We start from the raw sequence: 21,419 nt of genomic DNA on the forward strand, positions 1-21,419 counted from the left end.
GCCGACAACAACAACGTATCGGAGTCGATCATGTCTTCCTCCCAACTGACGCTGGTGGCCCCGGCCACCGGCATCGTGACCCTCTTGTCCGATGTCCCGGATCCGGTCTTTGCCGACGGCACCCTGGGCGAGGGGATCGCCCTGGATCCCCTGGAGGCCACGCTTCACGCGCCCTGCGACGGCGAGATCGTGCAGTGCGCCAGGACCCGGCATGCCCTGAGCCTGCGCAGCGAGCAGGGTGTCGAGGTCCTGCTGCACCTGGGGCTGGATACCGTCGAGCTGCAGGGCCAGGGTATCGACCTCCTGGTCGAGGTGGGCCAAGGGGTGAAAGCCGGCGAGCCACTGTGCCGTTTCGATCCCGAGTTGCTGGCCGAGCAGGCCAGCTCGCTGATCACGCCGCTGGTGGTGACCGATGACGCCGGCTGGCGCCTGCGCCTCGAGGCGAGCGCCACGGGCGAGCGTGTCGAACGCGGCGAAACACTGATGAGCCTGACGCCCGCTGTGACGTCGGGCGAGACGGCGACCGAGCGCACGGGACCCTGGTGCGAGCGCCGCGCGACGCTGGCGCTGGAAAGCGGGCTGCATGCACGCCCGGCGGCACGGCTTCGTGCCATCGTGAGACGCCATGACGTGGACATGCAGCTCGTGCATGGCGGCACCGAGGCGCGCGGCGACAGCGTGAGTGCCTTGATGAATCTCGGGCTGGCCGCCGGCAGCGAGGTCGTCCTGCAGTCGCGTGGCGATGCCGCCGAGTCGGCACTGGATGCCGTCGTCGAACTGCTGACCACGCCGGAGGGCGTCGAGTCGCCGAACGCTGAAGCGGACGCGCCTCTCGCGCCGACGTCGGTCGCCGACGGGGATATTGCCGGCCTCGTCGCCAGCCCGGGCCTGGCGATCGGTCCGCTGGCGACGGTGAGCCTGCCGCTGCCGGCGGTGCCCCATGACGGGCGTGGTGCGACGATCGAGCGCGAGGAACTGTTGGGCGCCCTGAAGCGGGTCGGACGTTCCCTGGACAGCGCGCGTGAAGAGGCCGAGCGACGCGGTCAGCGCGCCGAGGCGGATATCTTCGAGGCGCACCTGGCCTGGCTGGACGATCCGGGCCTGCTCGAGGCAGCCACGGCACGCATCGAGGCCGGACGCAGTGCCGGTCAAGCCTGGCGCGAGGCGCTGGACGACGAGGCCGAACAGCTGCGTGCCACCGGCAATGCCCTGCTGGCGGGGCGCGTGGCCGATCTCCGCGACCTGCAACGTCATGTCATGGCCGAGTTCGCCGAGGCCGGGATGGCCCCGGTGCCCGACATTCCCGAGGGGGCTGTCCTGGTCGCCGACGACCTGTCGCCCTCGCAGTTCGTCGATCTTGTCGAACGAGCCCCCGCCGGCTTGTGCCTGAAGGGCGGCGGCACGACCTCTCATGTCGCGATCCTGGCTCGGGCTCGCGGCATTCCTTGCCTGGTGGCGATGGGTGAGGCACTCGAGGGCGTGACCGGGGAGCATGCGGTACTCGATGCCCGGGAAGGGCGTCTCGAGCCGACCCCCGACGCGTCGCGCCTGGCGTCTGTTCGTGATGCCCTGCGCCACGATGCCGAACGCCGCGAGGCCGAACGCGCCGAGGCCTTCGAACCGGCGATCACGTGTGACGGTCGCGAGGTCGAGGTGGCGGCGAACATCGGCGACAGCGACGAGGCGCGGCTGGCGGCCGAGTCCGGCGCCGACGGCGTCGGCCTGATGCGCAGCGAGTTTCTGTTCCTGGGACGCGATGCCGCGCCCGACGAGGCGGAGCAGTGTCGCGAATACCAGGCCAGCCTGACGGCGCTCGGTGGCAAGCCGGTGATCATTCGTACCCTGGATATCGGTGCCGACAAGCAGCTTCCCTACCTGCGTCTGCCCGAGGTGCCCAATCCGGCACTCGGCGTGCGCGGGGTCCGGCTGTGGCATGACCAGCCGGCGCTGCTCGATACCCAGTTGCGCGCCTTGCTCGGCGTCGTGCCGCTGGATGCCCTGCGCATCATGGTGCCGATGGTCAGCGAGGTCGGCGAGCTCGCTTGGGTGCACGAACGGCTCGAGGCCGTCGCCGCGGAACGCGGCATCGCCGAGCGGCCCCGCCTTGGTGCCATGGTCGAAGTGCCCAGCGCCGCCCTGTGCGCGGCGAGTCTTGCCGACCAGGCCGATTTCCTGTCCATCGGCACCAACGACCTGACCCAGTATGCCCTGGCCATGGATCGCGAGGATCCGCGCCTGGCGGCCCGTGCCGATGTCCTGCATCCCGGCGTGCTGCGCCTGATCCAGGCCACCGTCCAGGGTGCCGCCGGACGGTGTCCGGTCGGCGTGTGTGGCGCGGCGGCCGGCGATCCCCTGGCCGCGTCCCTGCTGGTAGCGATGGGCGTCGACGAGTTGTCCGTCGAACCGGCCCGGGTGGCCGCCGTCAAGGCGTCCATTCGGCGACTCGATGCCGCGTCCCTGGCTCGTGAATTGCCGGACCTGCTGGCGATGCCCGATGCCACGAGCGTGCGTCGACGCCTCACCGCTCTCCATGAATCCGTGTCCGATACCACAACAACAACCCCCGAGAGGATCCCATCATGACTCGAGAAATCGGCTCCCGCCTCATGGCCGGGCTGCAACTGCTCGGACGTTCCTTGATGCTGCCCATCGCGGTGCTGCCCGTGGCCGGCCTGCTGTTGCGACTGGGCCAGCCCGACCTGCTCGATATTTCCTTCGTGGCCGCCGCCGGCCAGTCGATCTTCGACCATCTGGCGCTGATCTTCGCCATCGGCCTGGCGGTCGGTTTCGCCGACGACAGCAACGGCGCGGCGGGGCTGGCCGGGGTGGTCGGTTACCTGGTGCTGGATGCCGTGCTCACCACCCTCAACCCCGATATCAACATGGGGGTGCTGGCCGGCGTGATCATCGGCTCCGTGGCCGGGCTGATCTACAACCGTTACAAGGCGATCCAGTTGCCCGAATACCTGGCCTTCTTCGGCGGCCGGCGCTTCGTGCCGATCGCCACGGGCCTGGCGGCCGTGTTGCTGGGCATCATCTTCGGCTGGCTCTGGCCGGCGGTCCAGGCGGGTATCGATGGCCTGGGACACTGGCTGATCGAGGCCGGCGCGCTCGGCAAGTTCGTCTACGGGGCGATCAATCGCCTGCTGATCGTGACCGGCCTGCACCACGTTCTGAACAGCTTCGTGTGGTTCGTGTTCGGCAGCTTCGACGGCGCCACCGGCGATCTGAACCGCTTCTTCGCCGGCGACCCCACGGCCGGCGGCTTCATGGCCGGTTTCTTCCCGGTGATGATGTTCGGCCTGCCGGCCGCGGCACTGGCCATGTATCACGCCGCACCCAGGGCGCGTCGTGCCCAGGTGGGCGGCCTGCTGATGTCGCTGGCGCTGACTGCCTTTTTGACCGGCGTGACCGAGCCCATCGAGTTCACCTTCATGTTCCTGGCGCCGCTGCTCTATGTGTTCCACGCGGTGATGACCGGCCTGTCCATGGCGTTGATGCAACTGCTCGACGTCAAGCTCGGTTTCACCTTCTCGGCCGGTGCCTTCGACTATGCGCTGTCCTACGGCCTGTCCACCAATGGCTGGTTGATGCTGCCGGTCGGCCTGGCCATGTTCGTGCTCTACTACGGCGTCTTCCGCTGGGCGATCCAGCGCTTCGACCTGCCCACCCCGGGCCGCGATGAGGAGATCGCAACCGTCTCCCCGGCGGCGGAGGGCCAGGCCAGCGAGCGAGGGCCGGCCTTCGTTGCCGCCCTCGGCGGGGCCGGGAATCTGCAAAGCGTCGGTGCCTGCACTACGCGGCTGCGCCTGGTGCTGGCCGATGCGGATGCCATCGACGAACCCGCCCTCAAGGCCCTGGGGTCGCGTGGCGTGATGCGGCTCGGAGGCGGCGGCCTGCAGGTCGTCCTGGGTCCCATCGCCGATGGTGTGGCCGACGAGATCCGTGCCGCCGTGGCGGCTGCCGGTGTCGCCGCGCCGGTCGTGGATGACAATGCCAGGAGCCAGCCGACGGAGGAAGCCGTCGAGGCCGCGCTTCCCGATGATCAGGCCGCCGCCTGGCTGGCGGCGCTCGGTGGCCGTGACAACCTGCGTCATCTGGCCGCTCGCGCCGGAACCCGGCTGCGCGTCGAACTGCATGACGAGGCCTCCCTCGATACGGCGGCGCTGAAGGCGCTGGGCTGCCTCGGTTCCATGGCTGTCGGTGAGCGCACCTGGCACCTGGTGGTCGGTCCGCAGGCAGCCACCATCGCCGCTTCCCTGGCGGCACGCGACTGATCGTCATGCCTGGCGCTCCGCGCGACTAGCGGAGCGCATCCCCGGCGGTCGTTTCCGGCCGCCGCATTCCCGCCTTGTCATCCTTCACGGTCCCTCGGATCCGTGACGGGTGCCTGCGCGCCAAAACTCGGCGGAGGAAACCGTCGAACCGGGCCCGATCGGGCCCATGACAATCGAGCTATCCGCATAACAATGCCAACAAGCCAAGGAGACAACGATGTCGTCGTTTCATCGCCATCGCGCCATATCGACGTTGCTCAACGGGAGGCGGAGTCGCCGCCGCATGCTGATGAGTGCCGCGGCGCTATCGCTATGGCCCGCGCTGACACCGGCCCTGGCCCAGGACGAGGCCGAAGGCTTCTGGGAAGGCGCCAGTCTCGATGCCAACCTCTATTACATCTACCGTGATCGTGATCGCCGCGAGGGCGGCAGGGGAGCCAACGGTGAAGGGCGTCCCGGCCGTTACGCTTCCAACCTCCAGCATTCCACCGCCAATCTGGCGCTCGACTTTTCCAGCGGCCATGCCGGGGGCGTGGTCGGGCTGGATCTGGCGGCCTTCGCCGCCCATGACGTCCAGAGCCAACATCAGGGTACGGAATTCAACTTCCGGCCGGCCGATACCCTGTGGGGTGAACGCTGGGATGGCAAGGAGAAGGACGGCGCGAGCCTCTATCGTGCCGCGCTCAAGCTGAAGCTGGGCGACAGCTGGGCGAGGCTGGGCTACCTGCAACCCAGGGGGACCAGTGTCATCGCGCCCAACTGGTCCTACCTGCCGGGCACCTACCGAGGCGCGGAATTCGGCACCGAGATCGGCGGTCTGTCGCTGAGCTATCTCCACACCGATGCCTACAAGGCGCCCTGGTATCGCGATGTCTATGAATTCCGCCAGCCCGATGATCGGGAGATCGATTACCTGCACTCCCTGGGGGCGTCCTATCGCTTCGATGGTGGCGTGACGCTCGAGGCCGCGCTTGGCCAGGCCGACGACTACATGAACCAGGGCTTCGCCAAGGTGTCCTGGGATACCGAGCTGGCCGGCTCGCCCCTGTCGCTGAGCTATCAGTTCTATGGTGCGAACGACGCCCACGACGACGGCTCGGTGAACGATGTCTACGACGGTACCGCCTGGCAGCAGGCCATGACGGCCCGTTATACCCGCGGCGCCTTCGACTGGCGTCTGGAGTTCTCCTGGGTGCGGGCGCCCGGTTCTCAGGGGTACTTCGTGCCGCGCATGACCACGCCCTATGCCTCGTCCAACGGACGCCTCGATATCTGGTGGGACGCTCGTTCGGACTGGAATCACCACGATGAGAAGGCGATCTATGCCGGCGTCACCTATGACCTCGACGACTGGTCGTTGCCGGGCTGGGCCGTCGGCGTGTCCTACGCCTATGGCTGGGGAGCGAAACCCTATGCGGACTATGCCGACCCGGATCGCCGCTTCAGCGAGCGGGCCTGGAACCTCGATGTGCATTATGTCGTGCAGGACGGCTGGGCCGAAGGAACTCGCTTCCAGTTGCACTATACCGACTATGACAATCGCACCGATTACGCCTCCTGGGGCGGGGGTGGTTTCAAGAACGCCTTTCAGGACGAGCGCGACGTGAAGTTCTTGATCGTGGCGCCGTTCTCCCTGCTGTAACCCCTCGTGACCGTGTCCGGAGGCGCCCCTCCGGGCATGCCGATGTCCTTTCCATGGCCATTTCATGACAACAAGGAACAAGCATGATGACCACGAACACGACTCGCCCGATGCACGGATTCATTCGTCGCCCTCTCGCCACGGCACTCGCTCGTCGTCGCTGGTTCAAGGTCGGGGCACTGTCACTGCTGGCGCTCCCCGGCGTCGGACAGGCCCAGTCCGGGGAGAACCAGGCACTGGCCGAACGCCTGGGTGATCAGCTCGAGGTCGATTATCGCATCACCGCCAATCATGCCTCCGCCCATGGCGTCGACTGTCAGGCGCTGGGGGCCGATTATGCTTCCTGCTTTACCGCCACCATCGGCTTGACCAATCATGGACCCAGCATCGAGAGCGAGGACTGGTCGATCTACCTGCCCAGCATCCGACGACTGCTGCGCGTCGATAGCGACCAGGTCGATATCGAGCACCTGACCGGCGACCTCAATCGGCTCGAGCCCGCTTCCGGCTTCGATGGCCTGGCGGCGGGAGAACGTCTCGAGATTCCGGTGGTGGGGGAGTACTGGCAACTGTTCATGACCGATGTCATGCCGCGCTGGTATGTGGCGGTGGGGGATGCCACCGCCACCCTCGAGAGCACGGCGACGGAGGATATCGGTGACTTCGTGGCACCGATCACGGGGGAACGGATCAAGCGCACTCCCGATGATGCCAATGTGGTGATGAATGCGGCGACGCGCTTCGAGCGCAACGCGGCGGCCAGTCCCATGCCGGAGGCGTCGCTGCGCGGGGGGATCGTGCCGTCGCCGCGCCGTCTCGAGATCGGCGCGTCCGAGGCCGATCTCTCGGCTGGCGTTGTGCTCGATGCGCCGGCCATGTCGGCGGCCAGCCGTTCGGCGCTGGCGTCGTCTTTCTCCCGGCGAGGCATCGAGCTGGGCAAGGAGGGCGGCTGGCCGATCGAGGTGCGACTGGCGGCGGACGGCTTCGAGGGTGAATGGGCCCGGGAGGGCGCCTATCGACTTGTCTCGGATGCCCGAGGGGCTCGCATCACCGCTTTCGATGCCGCCGGTGCCTTCTACGGCGTGCAGTCGCTGCTCGGGGCCCTGGGAGCCGACGGGCACCTGCCGGCATTGGATATCGAGGATGCGCCACGCTTCGACTATCGCGGCGTGATGCTGGACGTGGCACGCAACATGAAGGACAAGGCCTCGGTGCTGCGCCTGCTCGACCGGATGGCGACCTACAAGCTCAACCGTTTCCACTTCCACCTCAGCGATGACGAAGGGTGGCGGCTTGAGATACCGGGCCTGCCCGAGTTGACCGACGTGGGGGGAGAGCGTTGCCACGATCTGGATGAACGTGACTGCCTGTTGCCCCAGCTCGGTTCCGGTCCGACCCGGACGACCCATGGCAGTGGCCATTTCAGTCGCGAGGACTACATCGAGATCCTGCGCCATGCCAAGGCGCGCCATATCGAGGTGATTCCCGAGATCGACATGCCCGCCCACGCCCGGGCGGCGGTGGTGGCCATGGAGGCGCGTTACCGTCGACTGATGGACGAAGGCAACGAGCAGGCGGCCAACGAATATCGCCTGCTGGACCCGGAAGACACCTCGAAGACGCTCTCCGTGCAGTTCTATGATCGCCAGAGTTACCTCAACCCATGCCGCGATGCCTCCCTGCGATTCGTCGACAAGGTGATTGGCGAGGTGGCGTTGATGCATCGCGAGGCGGGACTGGCATTGCGTACCTGGCATTATGGCGGTGACGAGGCCAAGAACATTCTGCTCGGCAATGGGTTCCAGGATGTCAACGCCGCCGAGCCGGTGGACTGGAAGGGCACCATCGACCAGAGCGACGAGGACCATCCCTGGGAAGCGTCGCCGGCCTGTCGGCGCCTGGTGGAAGAGGGCGAAGTGGCATCGGTCGAGCAACTGCCGAGCTATTTCGCCCGCCACGTCAATGAGCGGGTCGCCGAGCACGGCATCGAGGGCATGTCGGCCTGGCAGGATGGCCTCAAGGATGTGGCGCATGCCGACGACTTCACGACCGATCGTGTCGCGGTGAACTTCTGGGAGACCCTCTACTGGGGAGGCAGCGAGTCGGCCGTCGACTGGCAGCAGCGTGGCTACGACGTGGTGCTCTCCAACCCGGATTACCTCTATTTCGACATGCCCTACGAGGTCAACCCTCACGAGCGGGGGTACTACTGGGCGACGCGCTTCACCGATACCCGCAAGGTGTTCTCGTTCTCCGCCGCGAGCCTGGCACAGAACGCCGAAACCTCCCGGGATCGTGACGGCAAGGCCTTCGCCGCCGAGAGCCAGCCGGCATGGGAGGGCGCCCTGGGACTTTCCGGCCAGGCCTGGAGCGAGACGGTGCGCACCGAGGAGCAGATGGAGTCGATGGTCTTTCCCCGGTTGCTGGCACTGGCCGAGCGGGCCTGGCACCGAGCGGACTGGGAGCGCGACCCGGTGGCGGGTCGCACCTACGAGGGCGGCGTCACCGAGCATGTCGATCGACAGGCCCTGATGGGGGACTGGCAGCGTTTCGCCAATCTGCTGGGACAACGTGAACTGCCGAGGCTCGAGGCGGCGGGCATCGCCTATCGACTGCCGCTGCCCGGTGGCAGGGTCGAGGAGGGCAGGCTGATCGCCAACGTGGCCCTGCCGGGCGTCGCCATCGAGGTCTCGCTGGATGGCGGCGAGACCTGGAAAGCCTACGACGAGGCGGCGAGGCCCGAGGTCGACGGTGACGTCCTGCTGCGGACCGTCAGCCGCGACGGGCAGCGCCACAGCCGTTCCGTTTCGCTCTAGGAGTCTGTCGGATTTGACCGATTGTCGCGAGAATCAAGGATTTTGCGACACGTTTATTGGTCTGATGAGGCGAATAGCCCGCTATTTATCGCATCGGCTCCTAGCACCATGGCCCGTCGAGCCGTTCCCGCCGAGCGGCATCCGGTTCGACGGGCTGCTAGACTGGCGGCTCATTTATCGTGTAAGGGACAACGCATGACGGCTCACCTGATCGTCACGGATCTCGACGGTACCCTGCTCGGCGCCGATCACGCCCTGGCGGACGTGACGGTCGATACCCTTCGCGCCCTGGCGGCACAGGGGCATCGCATCGTGCTGGCTTCCGGGCGGCACTACCGCGATATCCTGGCGTTCCGCGATCGACTCGACATCGAGGCGCATATCATCAGTACCAACGGGGCCTATACCCATGCGCCGGACGGCCGCCTGCTCGAGGCACGCTACCTGCCGACCGGACTGGCGCGTGACTTGATTCGGCTGCCGCGTCCTCGGGAGGTTCGGCTCAATCTCTATCATGACGACGAATGGCTGATCGATGCGCCGGCGCCCGAACTGCTGGCCCTGCATGTGCATACCGGCTTCGGCTATCGGGTGGCCGACCTCGACGACCTGGATGGCGAGGGCGTGGGCAAGGTGCTCTACATCGGCGATCCCGCCGCGCTCGGTGAGCTGGAGCTCGAGGCGCGTCGTCGGGCGGAGCGGGAGTTGCACATCACCTATTCCATGGACAACTCGCTGGAGATCATGGCCGGTGGAGTCAACAAGGGCACGGCCCTGACCGCCTTGCTGGCGCAACTGGATATCCCGGCCGAGCGCTGCTTGGCCTTCGGCGACAATCGCAACGATATCGAAATGCTCGACCTGGTCGGCGAGGCCCACGTGATGGCCAATGGCCATCCGGCCCTGGCCGAGGCGGTGCCCGGCGCAATGCGCATCGGCTCCCACGATCAGGCTGCCGTGGCGCGACGGCTGATCGAGCGCTTCGGGCTCTAAGGAAACACTGCTTAAATGCCTGCGCATGCAAATCGCTTCGTTCCGCGGTGCTCGAAAACTCGCCTAACTACCTGTTATGTCTCGCTTTCTGTGCTCCGTGCGCCTTGCGTGACCCACAAGGATGTGGGAAATGCGATGGCCCGTCGGGAACGGGCCTAGCCTTCACTATGCTCGGCGATTTATTCAGCGTTCCCTTAACAACCGGCCTTGCCTGGTGCTGCCACCTTGGTGGTATCGCCAGCGCTCGGGGACGCGCCTAGAGTAGCGGATATGACGAAACTCGACACGGCGCTCGCCGAGCGCCACCGATACCGGTGACAGTGCCGATGACGACCTCTGCCGCCACCCTGGTCGTGGTCGACGATGACCCGGAAATCCGCGACCTGCTCGCCGACTACCTGACTCGCCATGGCTACCGCGCCCTGATGGCTGAGGACGCGGAGGCGTTGCGTGCCTTGCTCGCCACCGAGCGTCCCGATCTGTTGATCGTCGATCTGATGCTGCCCGGCGACGACGGCTTTGCCATCTGCCGCGACGTGCGCCGGGACAGTGACATGCCGATCATCATGTTGACCGCCAGCCCTGACGAGACCGATCGGATTCTCGGGCTGGAGCTCGGTGCCGACGACTATCTGGGCAAGCCCTTCAATCCCCGCGAGCTGTTGGCGCGGGTCAAGGCCGTACTGCGTCGTTGTCGGCCCCGCGACGAGACGGTCGCACCGGGGATGGCGAGGGTCGTGGCATTCGGCGACTGGCGTCTGGACCGCGTGACTCGCGAACTGATCGACGAGCGGGGGGAGCGCAGGGCCCTGTCCGGCGCCGACTTCTCGCTGCTGCAGGTCTTTCTCGACCATGCCGAGCAGGTACTTTCCCGCGAGGCCCTGTTCGACCTGACCCGTGGGCGTCCGGCGCCGCCGCTGGATCGTTCCATCGACGTGCATGTCTGTCGGCTGCGCCAGCGGCTGGGCGAGGACGCCCAGCACTCGCCGTTGATCCGCACCGTGCGCGGTACGGGCTATGTGCTGGCGGCACGGGTGGATGTGATCGCGTGAGGCGTGCCACCTGGCGACGCTGGCGCCGTTCACTGGCACGCCTGTTGCCGGGTTCCCTGCGCGGCCGTTTCCTGCTGATCATGGTGGTCGGAGTGCTGGGCGCACAGCTCGCCAGCTATGCCATCTGGACGGCCCAGGCGCGCGATGGCCAACTCGCCCGGCTCGACGAACTGTCGAGCAACATTGCCTACAGCGTGGCCTCCACGGTGCGCTTCTTTCGCTCCCTGCCCTATGACTATCGCCACATCGTGCTCGATCAGCTGCGCGACATGGGTGGCACGCGCTTCTTCGTCAGCGTCAACGATCATCGTATCGAGGTGGATGATATCGGCGAGGGGCCGGCAAAGGCCCTGGTGATCGACAACTTTCATGGCGTACTGCGTGACGAACTCGGCGTGACGGACGCCGAGGTGACCTTTACCGAGCCCGGCACCCTGCGCTTGCTCAACAACGAGGTGCTGTTGCGGGACATGCCGCCGCGCTGGGGACAGCACAGCCTGATGAGCGCGCCCTTGTCGCAGCCGATCCTGGTGGTACAGCTGCCGCTGGAGCGAGATCAGTGGCTCTATGTCGCCACCTTGTTGCCGGTATCGAATGTCTTCCATGGTGGCGACTGGCTGTCCGGGGATCGGCTTTTCGTGGCCCTGATCGTGCTGCTGACGGTCATCGGCCTGTCCTGGCTCGGTATTCGCAGTGCCACCCGGACCCTGGCGCGACTGTCGCGGGCCGCTCGACGCCTGGGAGACGACCTCGACAGCCCGCCCCTTAGCGAGGGGGGACCTCGCGAGGTGGCGGCGACCGCCATCGCCTTCAACCGCATGCAGCGGCGTATCCAGCATCAGGTTGAGGAGCGCGAGCGGCTCTTTTCGGCGATTTCCCATGACCTCAAGACGCCCATTACCCGATTGCGTCTGCGTGCCGAGATGCTCGAGGATCCGTCGCTGCGTGATCGTTTCTGCGCCTCCCTGGACGAGCTGGATCAGCTGGTAAAAGGGGCGCTGGACTCGGTCAAGGGCCTCGATATGCATGAGGAGATCGAGATCATCGACCCCCGTGCGTTATTCGACGAACTGGCCGGTGAGCTGGCGCTGCTGGGGGGCGAGATCCGGGTATCGGGCGCCGCCGCGCCGCTGGCCGTCAAACCCCTGGCCTTCAAGCGTTGCCTCGCCAACCTGCTGGAGAATGCCATCTTCTATGGCCGGTGGGCCGAGGTGCGGCTCGAGGATACGCCGGGTCATCTGCAGGTGACGATCCGCGACCATGGTCCCGGCATCGCCGCCTCGCAGCGCGAACGCGTCTTCTCACCCTTCGTGCGGCTCGAGCCATCGCGCAGTCGCCATACCGGCGGCAGCGGCCTGGGGCTGGGCATCGCCCGCCATATCGTCCAGGCACATGGCGGGCGGCTGGCGCTGGATAATCATCCCGATGGCGGGCTGGTGGTGAGTCTGATCGTTCCCCGGGCGGATACCGAGACGCTGTAACACTTTGCAATATCAGGAAAGATGGCGGCATCGCCGAGGCGCCTTACAGTGTTCAAGAACGCATCTGTCCCGATTCCGATCAACCACCCGGAGGGAACTAGTCTCTTGAACATCTTCGATCCCGACTTTCTCGATGCCCATGTATGCAAGACCATGGCGTTCTATCACCCGCGCGCCATCGATCCGCAGGGTGGTTTCTTCCATTACCTGCGTGACGATGGCGAGATCCTCGATCGTCGGCATCGCCATCTGGTATCGAGCGCCCGGTACGTCGTGATTTATGCTCGCTTTGCTCGATACAGCGGCGAGGCGGAATATCGGCACTGGGCGCGTCATGGACTCGACTACCTGGAAGGCGTCCATTTCCGGACGGCCTACCAAGGCTATGCCTGGACCCTGTACGACGGCGAGGTGGAGGACGACACCAACCACTGTTATGGATTGGCCTTCGTGCTGCTGGCCTATGCCGAAGCGCTCAAGGCCGATGTGCCGGGAGCCCGGCAAGGCCTCTACGCGACGCACGCCATGCTGCAGCGGCGTTTCTGGGAACCGCAGCACGGGCGCTTCGCCGATGAGGCCGACCGACACTGGCGGGTGTCCGGCTATCGCGGTCAGAACGCCAACATGCATGCCTGCGAGGCGCTGATCTCGGCCTTCGAGGCGACCGGCGACGCGACGTTTCTGAGCCAGGCGATGACCATCGCCCGAGCCATCGTCGGCGCCAACCGCGACCATGAGCATGGCTGGATCTGGGAGCATTACGATGCCCAGTGGCGTCGCGACCTGGACTACAACCGCGACGACCCGAGCCACCTTTTCCGCCCCTGGGGCTATCAGGTGGGCCACCAGACCGAATGGGCCAAGCTGCTGGTCATGCTCGAACGCCATTGTCTCGATGACTGGCTGTTGCCCACCGCCGAGCGCCTCTTCTCGAGCAGCGTGGCGGCCGGCTGGCATCCGGACTCTGGCGGCCTGGTCTACGGCCTCGATCTGACCGGGGCAATCTGTGACGCCGACAAGTACTTCTGGGTACAGGCCGAGAGCTTCGCCGCGGCAGCCCTGCTGGGAGAACGGACGGGGCGTGATAGCTACTGGCGCTGGTATCGGCGGATCTGGGACTTCAGCTGGCAACACATGATCGACCATCGTCACGGCGCCTGGTATCGCCTGCTCGATGCCGACAATCGCCGTTATTCTGACGTCAAGAGCCCGGCGGGCAAGGTCGACTACCACACCATGGGGGCCTGTCACGACGTGATCGAGGCCCTGGCCCGGCGGAATGTTTCAGGCGTGCAATAGTCCGGCAACACTATTCAGTACTTGGTAATCCCCCGGGGTGGAGGAGTGCGCTAGCGTGATGGGAGCCGCTTCGGCGGCGCACGACAACAACAATTCAGGAGGCACGTTCTATGCGCGCATTGATGCGATTCTCTCCACTCCGCCACACCCTGCTGGGACTGGCTGTGGCCGGTACCCTGGGCGCCGCCGGCCAGGTACAGGCCGGTGAGGTGGAAGTCCTGCACTGGTGGACCTCCGGCGGGGAGGCCAAGGCGGTGGGCGAGCTGCGCGACCTGCTCGAGGCAGAGGGCCATGAATGGAAGGACTTCGCCGTGGCCGGTGGCGCCGGCGACAGTGCCATGACGGTGCTCAAGTCGCGGGCGATGTCCGGCAACCCGCCGGCGGCGGCGCAGATCAACGGGCCGGAGATCCAGGAATGGGGCGAGCTCGGACTGCTCGGCAACCTCGACGCCGTGGCCGAGGAGGGCAACTGGGATGAGCTGTTGCCCGAGGTGGTGTCCGACATGATGCGCCACGACGGTCACTACGTGGCGGTGCCGGTGAACGTGCACCGCGTCAACTGGCTGTGGGCCAATCCCGAGGTGCTGGACGATGCCGGCGTCGAGATGCCGACCACCTGGGACGAGCTGTTCGCCGCCGGCGAGACCCTGCGCGAGGCGGGGTACGTACCGCTGGCCCATGGCGGTCAGCCCTGGCAGGACGCCACCACCTTCGAAAGCGTGGTGCTGAGTCTCGGTGGCAGTGACTTCTATCGTCGCGCCTTCGTCGATCTCGATGAGCAGACGCTGCAGAGCGACACCATGATCGAGGCGCTGGGTACCTTCAAGCGCCTGCGCGAGCTGATGGACGAGGGCATGCCGGGGCGTGACTGGAACCAGGCCACGGGCATGGTGATCGACGGCGAGGCCGCCATGCAGATCATGGGGGACTGGGCCAAGGGCGAATTCACCGCCGCCGACATGCAGGCCGGCGAGGACTATGTCTGCGCGCCGGTACCGGGCACCGAGGATGCCTTCACCTTCAACATCGACAGCTTCGCCATGTTCCAGCTCGGCGACGAATCCGCACAGCAAGCGCAACAGACCCTGGCCCGCTTGATCCTGGAGCCGGACTTCCAGAAGACCTTCAATCAGATCAAGGGCTCGATTCCCGCACGTCCCGATCTCGACATGAGCGGCTTCGACAGCTGTGCCAAGCGTTCCATGGAAGACTTCCAGGCATCGCGTGACGCCGACACCCTGGTGCCCAGCATGGCGCACCGCATGGCCATGCGCAGCGATGTACAGGGCGCTTTCTTCGATATCATCACCAACTACTTCAACTCGAGCGACATGACCGCCGAGCAAGCCGCCGAGCGGCTGGTGCAGGCCGCCAAGCTGGCCATGTAAGCGACGTGTCCGGCGCCCGTCCCTTGGACGGGCGCCACCCCCTCCTCGAGTGTGAGGCAACATCCCCATGAAATCCGATACGATCCATTCGGAGGTGCCGAGACGGTCGGCTCCTCCGGTGCGCGCCAGTGCGGCGGGGCACCTTCAGGCCTGGTTGCCCAAGCTGGTGCTGGCGCCGTCCGTGGTGATTTCGCTGTGCTTCGTCTATGGCTTCATGCTGTGGACCTTCATCCTCTCGCTGACTGATTCACGCATGCTGCCGAGCTACGATTTCGTCGGCTTCGCCCAGTATGCGCGACTGATGAACAACGAACGCTGGTGGGTAGCGGCCACCAATCTGGGCATATTCGGCGCGCTCTTTGTCGGGTGCTGCCTGGTGCTGGGGGCGGGGCTGGCGATCCTGCTCGATCAGCGCATTCGTCGCGAGGGCGTGCTGCGTACCCTCTACCTGTATCCCATGGCGTTGTCGTTCATCGTCACCGGGGTGGTGTGGAAATGGTTGCTCAATCCCGGTCTCGGCATCCAGGCCATGGTGCGTGGCTGGGGCTTCGAGTCCTTCACCTTCGACTGGCTGGTCGACCCCGACATGGCGGTCTACACCCTGGTGATCGCCGCGGTATGGCAGGCTTCGGGCTTCGTCATGGCGCTCTTCCTGGCGGGATTGCGCGGCATCGACGACAGCATCCTCAAGGCCGCTCAGCTCGATGGTGCCAGCCTGCCGCGCGTCTACTGGCGGGTCGTGATGCCTTGCCTGCGTCCCGTGGTGTTCAGTGCGGTCATGATCCTCTCGCACATCGCCATCAAGAGCTTCGATCTGGTGGTGGCGCTGACAGGTGGTGGCCCGGGCTATTCCTCGGACCTGCCGGCGACCTTCATGTATGCCCATGCCTTTTCCCGGTCTCAGATCGGCATGGGGTCGGCCAGCGCCATTCTGATGCTGGGCGGCGTCCTGGCGATCCTGGTGCCTTATCTCTATTCAGAATTGCGGAGTCGTCGACATGGATAACGTGATTCGCGCTCGGACCCCGGCGGCGCGCGCCTGGCGCCTGATGCTGCACCTGGTGCTGATCCTGGCGGCACTCTGGTATCTACTGCCGCTGGCGGTGATGGTGCTGACGTCCATCAAGCCGCTCGACGAGATCGGGGCCGGCAGTCTGCTGGCGCTGCCCGAGAATCCGACGCTGGCGCCCTGGCTGAAGGCCTGGGGCTCGGCCTGCACCGGCATGCGTTGCGACGGAGTGAGCGGCTACTTCTGGAACTCCTTCGCCATCGTGATTCCCGCCGTGGCGATCGCTACCCTGATCGGGGCTCTGAACGGCTATGCCCTGACCAAGTGGCGCTTCAAGGGAGCCGAACTGGTGTTCGCCATGATGCTGTTCGGTTGCTTCATCCCGTTCCAGGTCATCCTGTTGCCCATGGCACAGACGCTCGGCTGGCTGGGGCTGTCGAGTTCACGGGTCGGCTTGATATTCGTGCACGTGGTGTTCGGCATTGCCTTCACCACGCTGTTCTTTCGCAATTTCTACGTTTCGATACCCGACGAACTGGTCTCGGCGGCCAAGCTCGACGGCGCGGGCTTCTTCCGCATCTTCTGGCGGATCCTGCTGCCGGTCTCCAAGCCGATCATCGTGGTCTCGGTGATCTGGCAGTTCACCCAGATCTGGAACGACTTCCTGTTCGGGGTGGCCTTCTCGGGCCACGATACCCAGCCGGTGACGGTGGCACTCAATAACCTGGTCAACACCTCTACCGGGGTGAAGGAATACAACGTCGACATGGCCGCCGCCATGATCGCCGCGCTGCCGACTCTGGTGGTCTATGTGCTGGCCGGCAAGTATTTCGTCCGGGGGCTCACCGCCGGTTCGGTAAAAGGATAACAACGCGAGGTAATTCGCCATGTCAGCTCTGGAAATCGACAATGTCTGCAAGGATTTCGGTACGACCCGGGTGCTCGAGGAGGTCAGCCTGGCCATCGACTCCGGTGAGTTCCTGATCCTGGTGGGTCCCTCGGGGTGCGGCAAGTCGACCCTGATGAATGCCATCGCCGGCCTGGAGCCGGTGACCTCGGGTCGCATCCTGGTCGGTGGCGATGACATCACCTGGCGAACCCCCGCCGAGCGCGATATCGCCATGGTTTTCCAGTCCTATGCGCTCTATCCGAGCATGACGGTGCACGGCAACATTGCCTTCGGCCTGGAGATGCGCAAGGTGCCCAGGGTCGAGCGCGAGGCCGCCGTGGAGCGAGTCGCCGACCTGCTGCAGATCTCGCATCTGCTGAATCGAAAGCCGGCGCAGCTTTCCGGTGGCCAGCGTCAGCGCGTGGCCATGGGGCGAGCCCTGGCCCGGGAACCGCAGATCTATCTCTTCGACGAGCCACTCTCCAATCTGGACGCCAAGTTGCGCGTCGAGATGCGTACCGAAATCAAGAAGCTCCATCAACGTCTGGGCACCACCATCGTCTATGTGACGCATGACCAGATCGAGGCCATGACCCTCGCCGACAGCATCGCCGTGATGCGTGATGGCCGTATCCTGCAACTGGGTTCGCCGGACGAAGTCTACAACAACCCGGCGGACATGTTCGTGGCGGGCTTCATGGGGTCACCCTCGATGAACTTCATCGAGGCACGGCTGGATGGCGAACCCGGAGCGTATCGGCTGCACATCGCTACCGACGGCGAAGCGGAACTGACGCTGCCGTGGCCGGCCTCTCGCGAGACACCGGCGCTGGCCGAGCACGTCGGGCGAACGTTGACGCTCGGGCTGCGACCCGAGCACTTCGCCGAGGAGGATGCACGGCTGGGCGATCGGGCCGAGGGCACGCCACTCTCGGCCAGGGTCAGCGTGGTCGAACCCACCGGGGCCGACATCCTGCTGCGCCTGCCGCTCGGTGACACGGAGATCACGGCTCGGGTAGGGCCCGACTGCCGCGTCGCCCCGGGCGAGCGTCTCGGGCTGCGCGTCGACATGCGGCGTGCCGTGCTGTTCGACGCCGAAACCGAAGCTCGCCTGGCCTGAGGAGAGACCGCCATGACACAGGAATCCACCGAGCTTTCCGACACGATTCGCGAGACCAAGCGGCGTCTGAAGCGCGACCTGCCGAATTACCGCGATGCCTTCGCGCGTGCCCGGGACGACATCCTGGGGCAGATCGAACGCATCCGGGCGGAACGTGCCGCCGGCGAGCATCCGATACCCCGCTTCACGGCCGATGATCTCATCGCCGGTCGACTCTCCGAAACCGATCGGCAACGCATTCGCCAGCGCGGCGCCTGTGCCGTCGCCGGTGTCTTCCCGACTGAAAGGGCGCGGCACTGGAACGCGCAGATCGGCGACTATCTCGATCGCAATCGTTTCATGGAACGCCTGGCGAATGCCGCCGAGGATCCGTATTTTGGTGAACTCGAGCAGGGCAAGCCGCAGATTTACGGCGTCTACTGGTCGTCGCCCCAGGTGCAGGCGCGTCAGGATGAGCGACTGTGCGATGTGCAGGTGTTTCTCAACCGCCTGTGGGACGCCGGCGAAGAGTTCGATCCCGGCCATCTGGCCAGCTATGCTGACCGGCTGCGCCGCCGGCCGCCTGGTTCGGGTAGCCTGGGGCTGTCGCCGCATGTCGATGGCGGCTCCGTGGAGCGCTGGCTCGACGACGGCTTTCGCCATGTCTACCGCCATGCCTTTCGCGGGGTGCCCGAGCGCTTCGATCCCTTCGCGGCCCTGGGGCGCACGCGGGTGCGTGAAATCGCCTCGCCGGCGGTATGCTCGATGTTCCGCACCTTTCAGGGCTGGACGGCGCTGACACCGCAACGTTCGGGCGCCGGGACCCTGAACCTGATTCCCATCGCCAACGTGATGAGCTATCTGCTGCTGCGAGCCTTGCAGGACGATGTGCCGGAGGACGACCTGTGCGGTGCGCAGCCCGGTCGCGCGCTCTCGATCGATCCCCACTGGCACGCGCCCTTGCTGGAGGCGCTGACGCCGATTCCCGATCTCGATCCCGGCGATACCATCTGGTGGCACTGTGACGTGGTGCACGCCGTGGACCCCGAGCATGAAGGCGAGTATGACAGCAACGTCATGTATATCGGGGCCGCCCCCTGGTGCGACAAGAACGCGGCCTACCTGCCAGGGCAATGGCAGGCCTTCGTCGAGGGTCGCACGCCGCCCGACTTCGCCTCGGACGACTTCGAGGTCGACTTCACCGGCCGCGCACGGCCGGCGGATCTCGGCGAACGGGGACGTCAGCAGATGGGGGGATGGGGTGTTTGAGTGCTGAAGATCGAGACTGGATGCTCGAATGGGGGTAGAGCGACGCTATGTCGCTGAACATGAACACACCTTGCTTACAGCGGTTTATCGGCCCCGCTTGTAAGAGGTTGGCTATATGGGGTGTGCGTCATTCGTGACGCGTGGTTGAGGGTGATTTGTTTCCAGCCGAAGAAAACTTAGCTTGGCGTTATCTGACACTGACTCCGTGATATCGAGACGGGGTCACGGCTTCCAGGAGGAACGCCATGCACGCCAAGGGATGGCACTTCACGCTCAGCCTGGCCGGGGGCGACAACCTCAATCTGGCCGTGGTCGACTTCCGGCTCGACGAGGCGCTCTCCGCGCCCTTCACCCTGGAGGTCGAAGCCGCCAGCCGCCGCGCGGACCTCGAGGCCAGCGAGCTGCTCGAAAGCGGTGCCACGCTCACGGTCTGGCATGACGACCGGCCGCGTGCACGGCGTGGTCAGCGAGTTCGCCCGCGGGGATCGCGGGCATCGTCGCACCCATTACCACGTCACCATTCGCCCGGCGCTGTGGCGGCTCTCGCTGCGCCACAACTCGCGCATCTTCCAGAACGTCTCGCCGCTGGCGGTGATCAACATCCTGTGCGAGGAAAACGGCCTGACCGACGTGGCCTTCGCCGCCACTCGAGACCCCGCCACGCGCGAATATGTCGTCCAATACCGCGAGACCGACCTGCAGTTCCTCCAGCGCCTGGCCGCCGAGGAAGGCTTCAGCTTCTTCCATGAATTCGAGGACGCTGAAGGCGGCGTTCACCGCCTGGTATTCGCTGACTCCCCCCAGGCGCTGAGCTCGCTCGGCGAGCGCACCTACCATTCCCGCGCCGGCGGTACCCCGCCCGAGACGCATGTGCGCCGCCTGCGCCAGACCAGCCGCGTGCGCCCGGCCAACGCGACCCTCAAGGACTACAGCTTCAAGCAGCCGGCCTATGCGCAACGGCACGACAAGCAGGGCGAGGGGCTTGGCCAGCATGCGCAGCGGGATGACTACGAGCATTTCGACTACCCCGGGCGCTTCAAGGCCGATCCCTCCGGCAAGGCCTTCACCCGCCACCGTCTCGAATGGCTGCGCCGCGACGCCACCACCGCCGAGGCCGAGAGCAATCTCGCCGAGCTGGCGCCCGGCCGCCGCTTCACGCTCGGCGGCGACGACCTGCCGGCCCCGGGCGACTGGCAGGTGGTCAGCGCGGCGCACCACGGCACCCAGCCCCAGGCCCTGGAAGAAGACGCCGCACAGGCCGCCGGCCAGACCACGCTCAACAACCGGCTGACGCTGGCGCCCGCCGACATTACCTGGCAGGCCGCCCCCCAGCCCAAGCCGCGTGTCGACGGCCCGCAGATCGCCTTCGTGGTCGGCCCCGAAGGCGAGGAGATCTATTGCGACGAACACGGCCGGGTCAAGGTGCAGTTCCCCTGGGACCGCTACGCCGAGCCGAATGAAACCGCCAGCGCCTGGATTCGCGTCAGTCAGGGCTGGGCCGGCGGCGGCTACGGCTTCCAGGCCATCCCCCGGATCGGCCACGAGATCATCGTGTCGTTCCTGGAAGGCGATCCGGACCAGCCGATCATCACCGGGCGGACCCACCACGCGGTGAACGTGCCGCCCTACGAACTGCCGGCGCACAAGACGCGCACCACCTTCAAGACCCAGACCCATCAAGGGGATGGCTTCAATGAGCTGTGTTTCGAGGACAAGACGGATGCTCAGTTCATCTACCTGCATGCCCAGCGCAATCTGGAACTCCAGGTCAACAACTCGCGCAAGAAACGGGTGGAGTTCGATGATACGGCGTCCATCGGCAACGACGCCTTCCTGACGGTCGCCAGGAATCGGGTCGAAAGTATCGAGGGCAAGCAGGATGTCACGGTCGCGACCGACCGCAGCGAAAAGATCGGCGGCGACCTGGGGCAGACCGTCAAGGGCAACAGTGGCACCCAGGTCGGCGGTGACCTGACCGTCAAGGCCGATGGCGAGATCGTGCTCGACGCCAGCAAGATCACTCTCGTGTCCGGTGGCACCGCGCTAGTGGTCGCCAACGGCAGTGTCGACGTCACTCCGGCGCTGAATGTCGGCTCGGCATCCCCCGGCGCCGCCGCCACGCCGGCCATCCCGGCCGTCCTGGAAGCCGCCGCCGGAGAGGGCGCTCCCTTCGTCTCGCATTGTCCGGCAGAGGAAGACTGATCC

14 protein-coding genes are annotated in these 21,419 nt (G+C 65.9%); all 14 read left to right on the forward strand.

The annotated features are described in order from the left end of the window. Window positions 1–30 precede the first annotated feature (30 nt). Window positions 31–2,583 carry a phosphoenolpyruvate--protein phosphotransferase gene (gene ptsP / locus LU493_RS06470; RefSeq protein ID WP_275286972.1) on the forward strand — a complete coding sequence of 851 codons (2,553 nt, stop codon included), beginning with the start codon at window positions 31–33 and terminating at the stop codon, window positions 2,581–2,583. Beyond that, window positions 2,580–4,277, forward strand: a complete 1,698-nt coding sequence (nagE, locus tag LU493_RS06475; RefSeq protein ID WP_275286973.1) for an N-acetylglucosamine-specific PTS transporter subunit IIBC — start codon at window positions 2,580–2,582, stop codon at window positions 4,275–4,277. The genes ptsP and nagE overlap by 4 nt, the downstream gene beginning before the upstream one ends. Window positions 4,278–4,494: 217 nt before the next feature. Further along, window positions 4,495–5,919 (forward strand): OprD family outer membrane porin, encoded by a 1,425-nt coding sequence (locus LU493_RS06480; protein ID WP_275286974.1) that lies wholly within the window; start codon window positions 4,495–4,497, stop codon window positions 5,917–5,919. A gap of 83 nt (window positions 5,920–6,002) precedes the next feature. Continuing rightward, entirely contained in the window at window positions 6,003–8,735 is a 2,733-nt protein-coding gene (locus LU493_RS06485; protein ID WP_275286975.1) for a beta-N-acetylhexosaminidase, read from the forward strand. Between the two features lie 195 nt (window positions 8,736–8,930). After that, window positions 8,931–9,728, forward strand: coding sequence for an HAD family hydrolase (locus tag LU493_RS06490; RefSeq protein WP_275286976.1), 798 nt, complete (start codon window positions 8,931–8,933; stop codon window positions 9,726–9,728). A gap of 326 nt (window positions 9,729–10,054) precedes the next feature. Then, on the forward strand, window positions 10,055–10,780 hold the full coding sequence (locus LU493_RS06495) for a response regulator (RefSeq protein ID WP_275286977.1): 726 nt from the start codon (window positions 10,055–10,057) through the stop codon (window positions 10,778–10,780). Beyond that, the gene (locus LU493_RS06500) at window positions 10,777–12,261 is read left to right on the forward strand and encodes an ATP-binding protein (RefSeq protein WP_275286978.1); all 1,485 of its coding nucleotides are present in this window, start codon (window positions 10,777–10,779) and stop codon (window positions 12,259–12,261) included. Before LU493_RS06495 ends, LU493_RS06500 begins: the two co-directional genes overlap by 4 nt. A 105-nt stretch (window positions 12,262–12,366) precedes the next feature. Next, complete coding sequence (locus LU493_RS06505) at window positions 12,367–13,560, forward strand: AGE family epimerase/isomerase (RefSeq protein WP_275286979.1); 1,194 nt, start codon at window positions 12,367–12,369, stop codon at window positions 13,558–13,560. A 110-nt stretch (window positions 13,561–13,670) separates the two neighbouring features. Next, window positions 13,671–14,948, forward strand: a complete 1,278-nt coding sequence (locus LU493_RS06510) for an ABC transporter substrate-binding protein (RefSeq protein ID WP_275286980.1) — start codon at window positions 13,671–13,673, stop codon at window positions 14,946–14,948. Between the two features lie 67 nt (window positions 14,949–15,015). Beyond that, window positions 15,016–15,954, forward strand: a complete 939-nt coding sequence (locus LU493_RS06515) for a carbohydrate ABC transporter permease (RefSeq protein WP_275286981.1) — start codon at window positions 15,016–15,018, stop codon at window positions 15,952–15,954. Next, window positions 15,947–16,825: a carbohydrate ABC transporter permease gene (locus LU493_RS06520; RefSeq protein WP_275286982.1), complete on the forward strand. Its 879-nt coding sequence runs from the start codon at window positions 15,947–15,949 to the stop codon at window positions 16,823–16,825. The genes LU493_RS06515 and LU493_RS06520 overlap by 8 nt, the downstream gene beginning before the upstream one ends. 19 nt (window positions 16,826–16,844) lie before the next feature. Further along, window positions 16,845–17,966: an ABC transporter ATP-binding protein gene (locus LU493_RS06525; RefSeq protein ID WP_275286983.1), complete on the forward strand. Its 1,122-nt coding sequence runs from the start codon at window positions 16,845–16,847 to the stop codon at window positions 17,964–17,966. Between the two features lie 12 nt (window positions 17,967–17,978). Continuing rightward, entirely contained in the window at window positions 17,979–19,214 is a 1,236-nt protein-coding gene (locus tag LU493_RS06530) for a YbiU family protein (protein ID WP_275286984.1), read from the forward strand. 435 nt (window positions 19,215–19,649) lie between these two features. Further along, entirely contained in the window at window positions 19,650–21,416 is a 1,767-nt protein-coding gene (locus tag LU493_RS06535) for a type VI secretion system Vgr family protein (RefSeq protein ID WP_343076084.1), read from the forward strand. Window positions 21,417–21,419: the final 3 nt, after the last annotated feature.

The sequence above is a fragment of the Halomonas elongata genome, from assembly GCF_029081005.1.
Lineage (GTDB): Bacteria > Pseudomonadota > Gammaproteobacteria > Pseudomonadales > Halomonadaceae > Halomonas > Halomonas elongata_B.

Excerpts from the sequence above, each read along its gene's own strand:
- LU493_RS06525 (WP_275286983.1), top strand. The coding sequence starts at position 16,845 with ATGTCAGCTCTGGAAATCGACAATGTCTGCAAGGATTTCGGTACGACC.
- LU493_RS06530 (WP_275286984.1), top strand. The coding sequence starts at position 17,979 with ATGACACAGGAATCCACCGAGCTTTCCGACACGATTCGCGAGACCAAG.
- nagE (WP_275286973.1), top strand. The coding sequence starts at position 2,580 with ATGACTCGAGAAATCGGCTCCCGCCTCATGGCCGGGCTGCAACTGCTC.
- LU493_RS06490 (WP_275286976.1), top strand. The coding sequence starts at position 8,931 with ATGACGGCTCACCTGATCGTCACGGATCTCGACGGTACCCTGCTCGGC.
- ptsP (WP_275286972.1), top strand. The coding sequence starts at position 31 with ATGTCTTCCTCCCAACTGACGCTGGTGGCCCCGGCCACCGGCATCGTG.
- LU493_RS06515 (WP_275286981.1), top strand. The coding sequence starts at position 15,016 with ATGAAATCCGATACGATCCATTCGGAGGTGCCGAGACGGTCGGCTCCT.
- LU493_RS06510 (WP_275286980.1), top strand. The coding sequence starts at position 13,671 with ATGCGCGCATTGATGCGATTCTCTCCACTCCGCCACACCCTGCTGGGA.
- LU493_RS06495 (WP_275286977.1), top strand. The coding sequence starts at position 10,055 with ATGACGACCTCTGCCGCCACCCTGGTCGTGGTCGACGATGACCCGGAA.
- LU493_RS06485 (WP_275286975.1), top strand. The coding sequence starts at position 6,003 with ATGATGACCACGAACACGACTCGCCCGATGCACGGATTCATTCGTCGC.
- LU493_RS06520 (WP_275286982.1), top strand. The coding sequence starts at position 15,947 with ATGGATAACGTGATTCGCGCTCGGACCCCGGCGGCGCGCGCCTGGCGC.
- LU493_RS06480 (WP_275286974.1), top strand. The coding sequence starts at position 4,495 with ATGTCGTCGTTTCATCGCCATCGCGCCATATCGACGTTGCTCAACGGG.
- LU493_RS06535 (WP_343076084.1), top strand. The coding sequence starts at position 19,650 with ATGACGACCGGCCGCGTGCACGGCGTGGTCAGCGAGTTCGCCCGCGGG.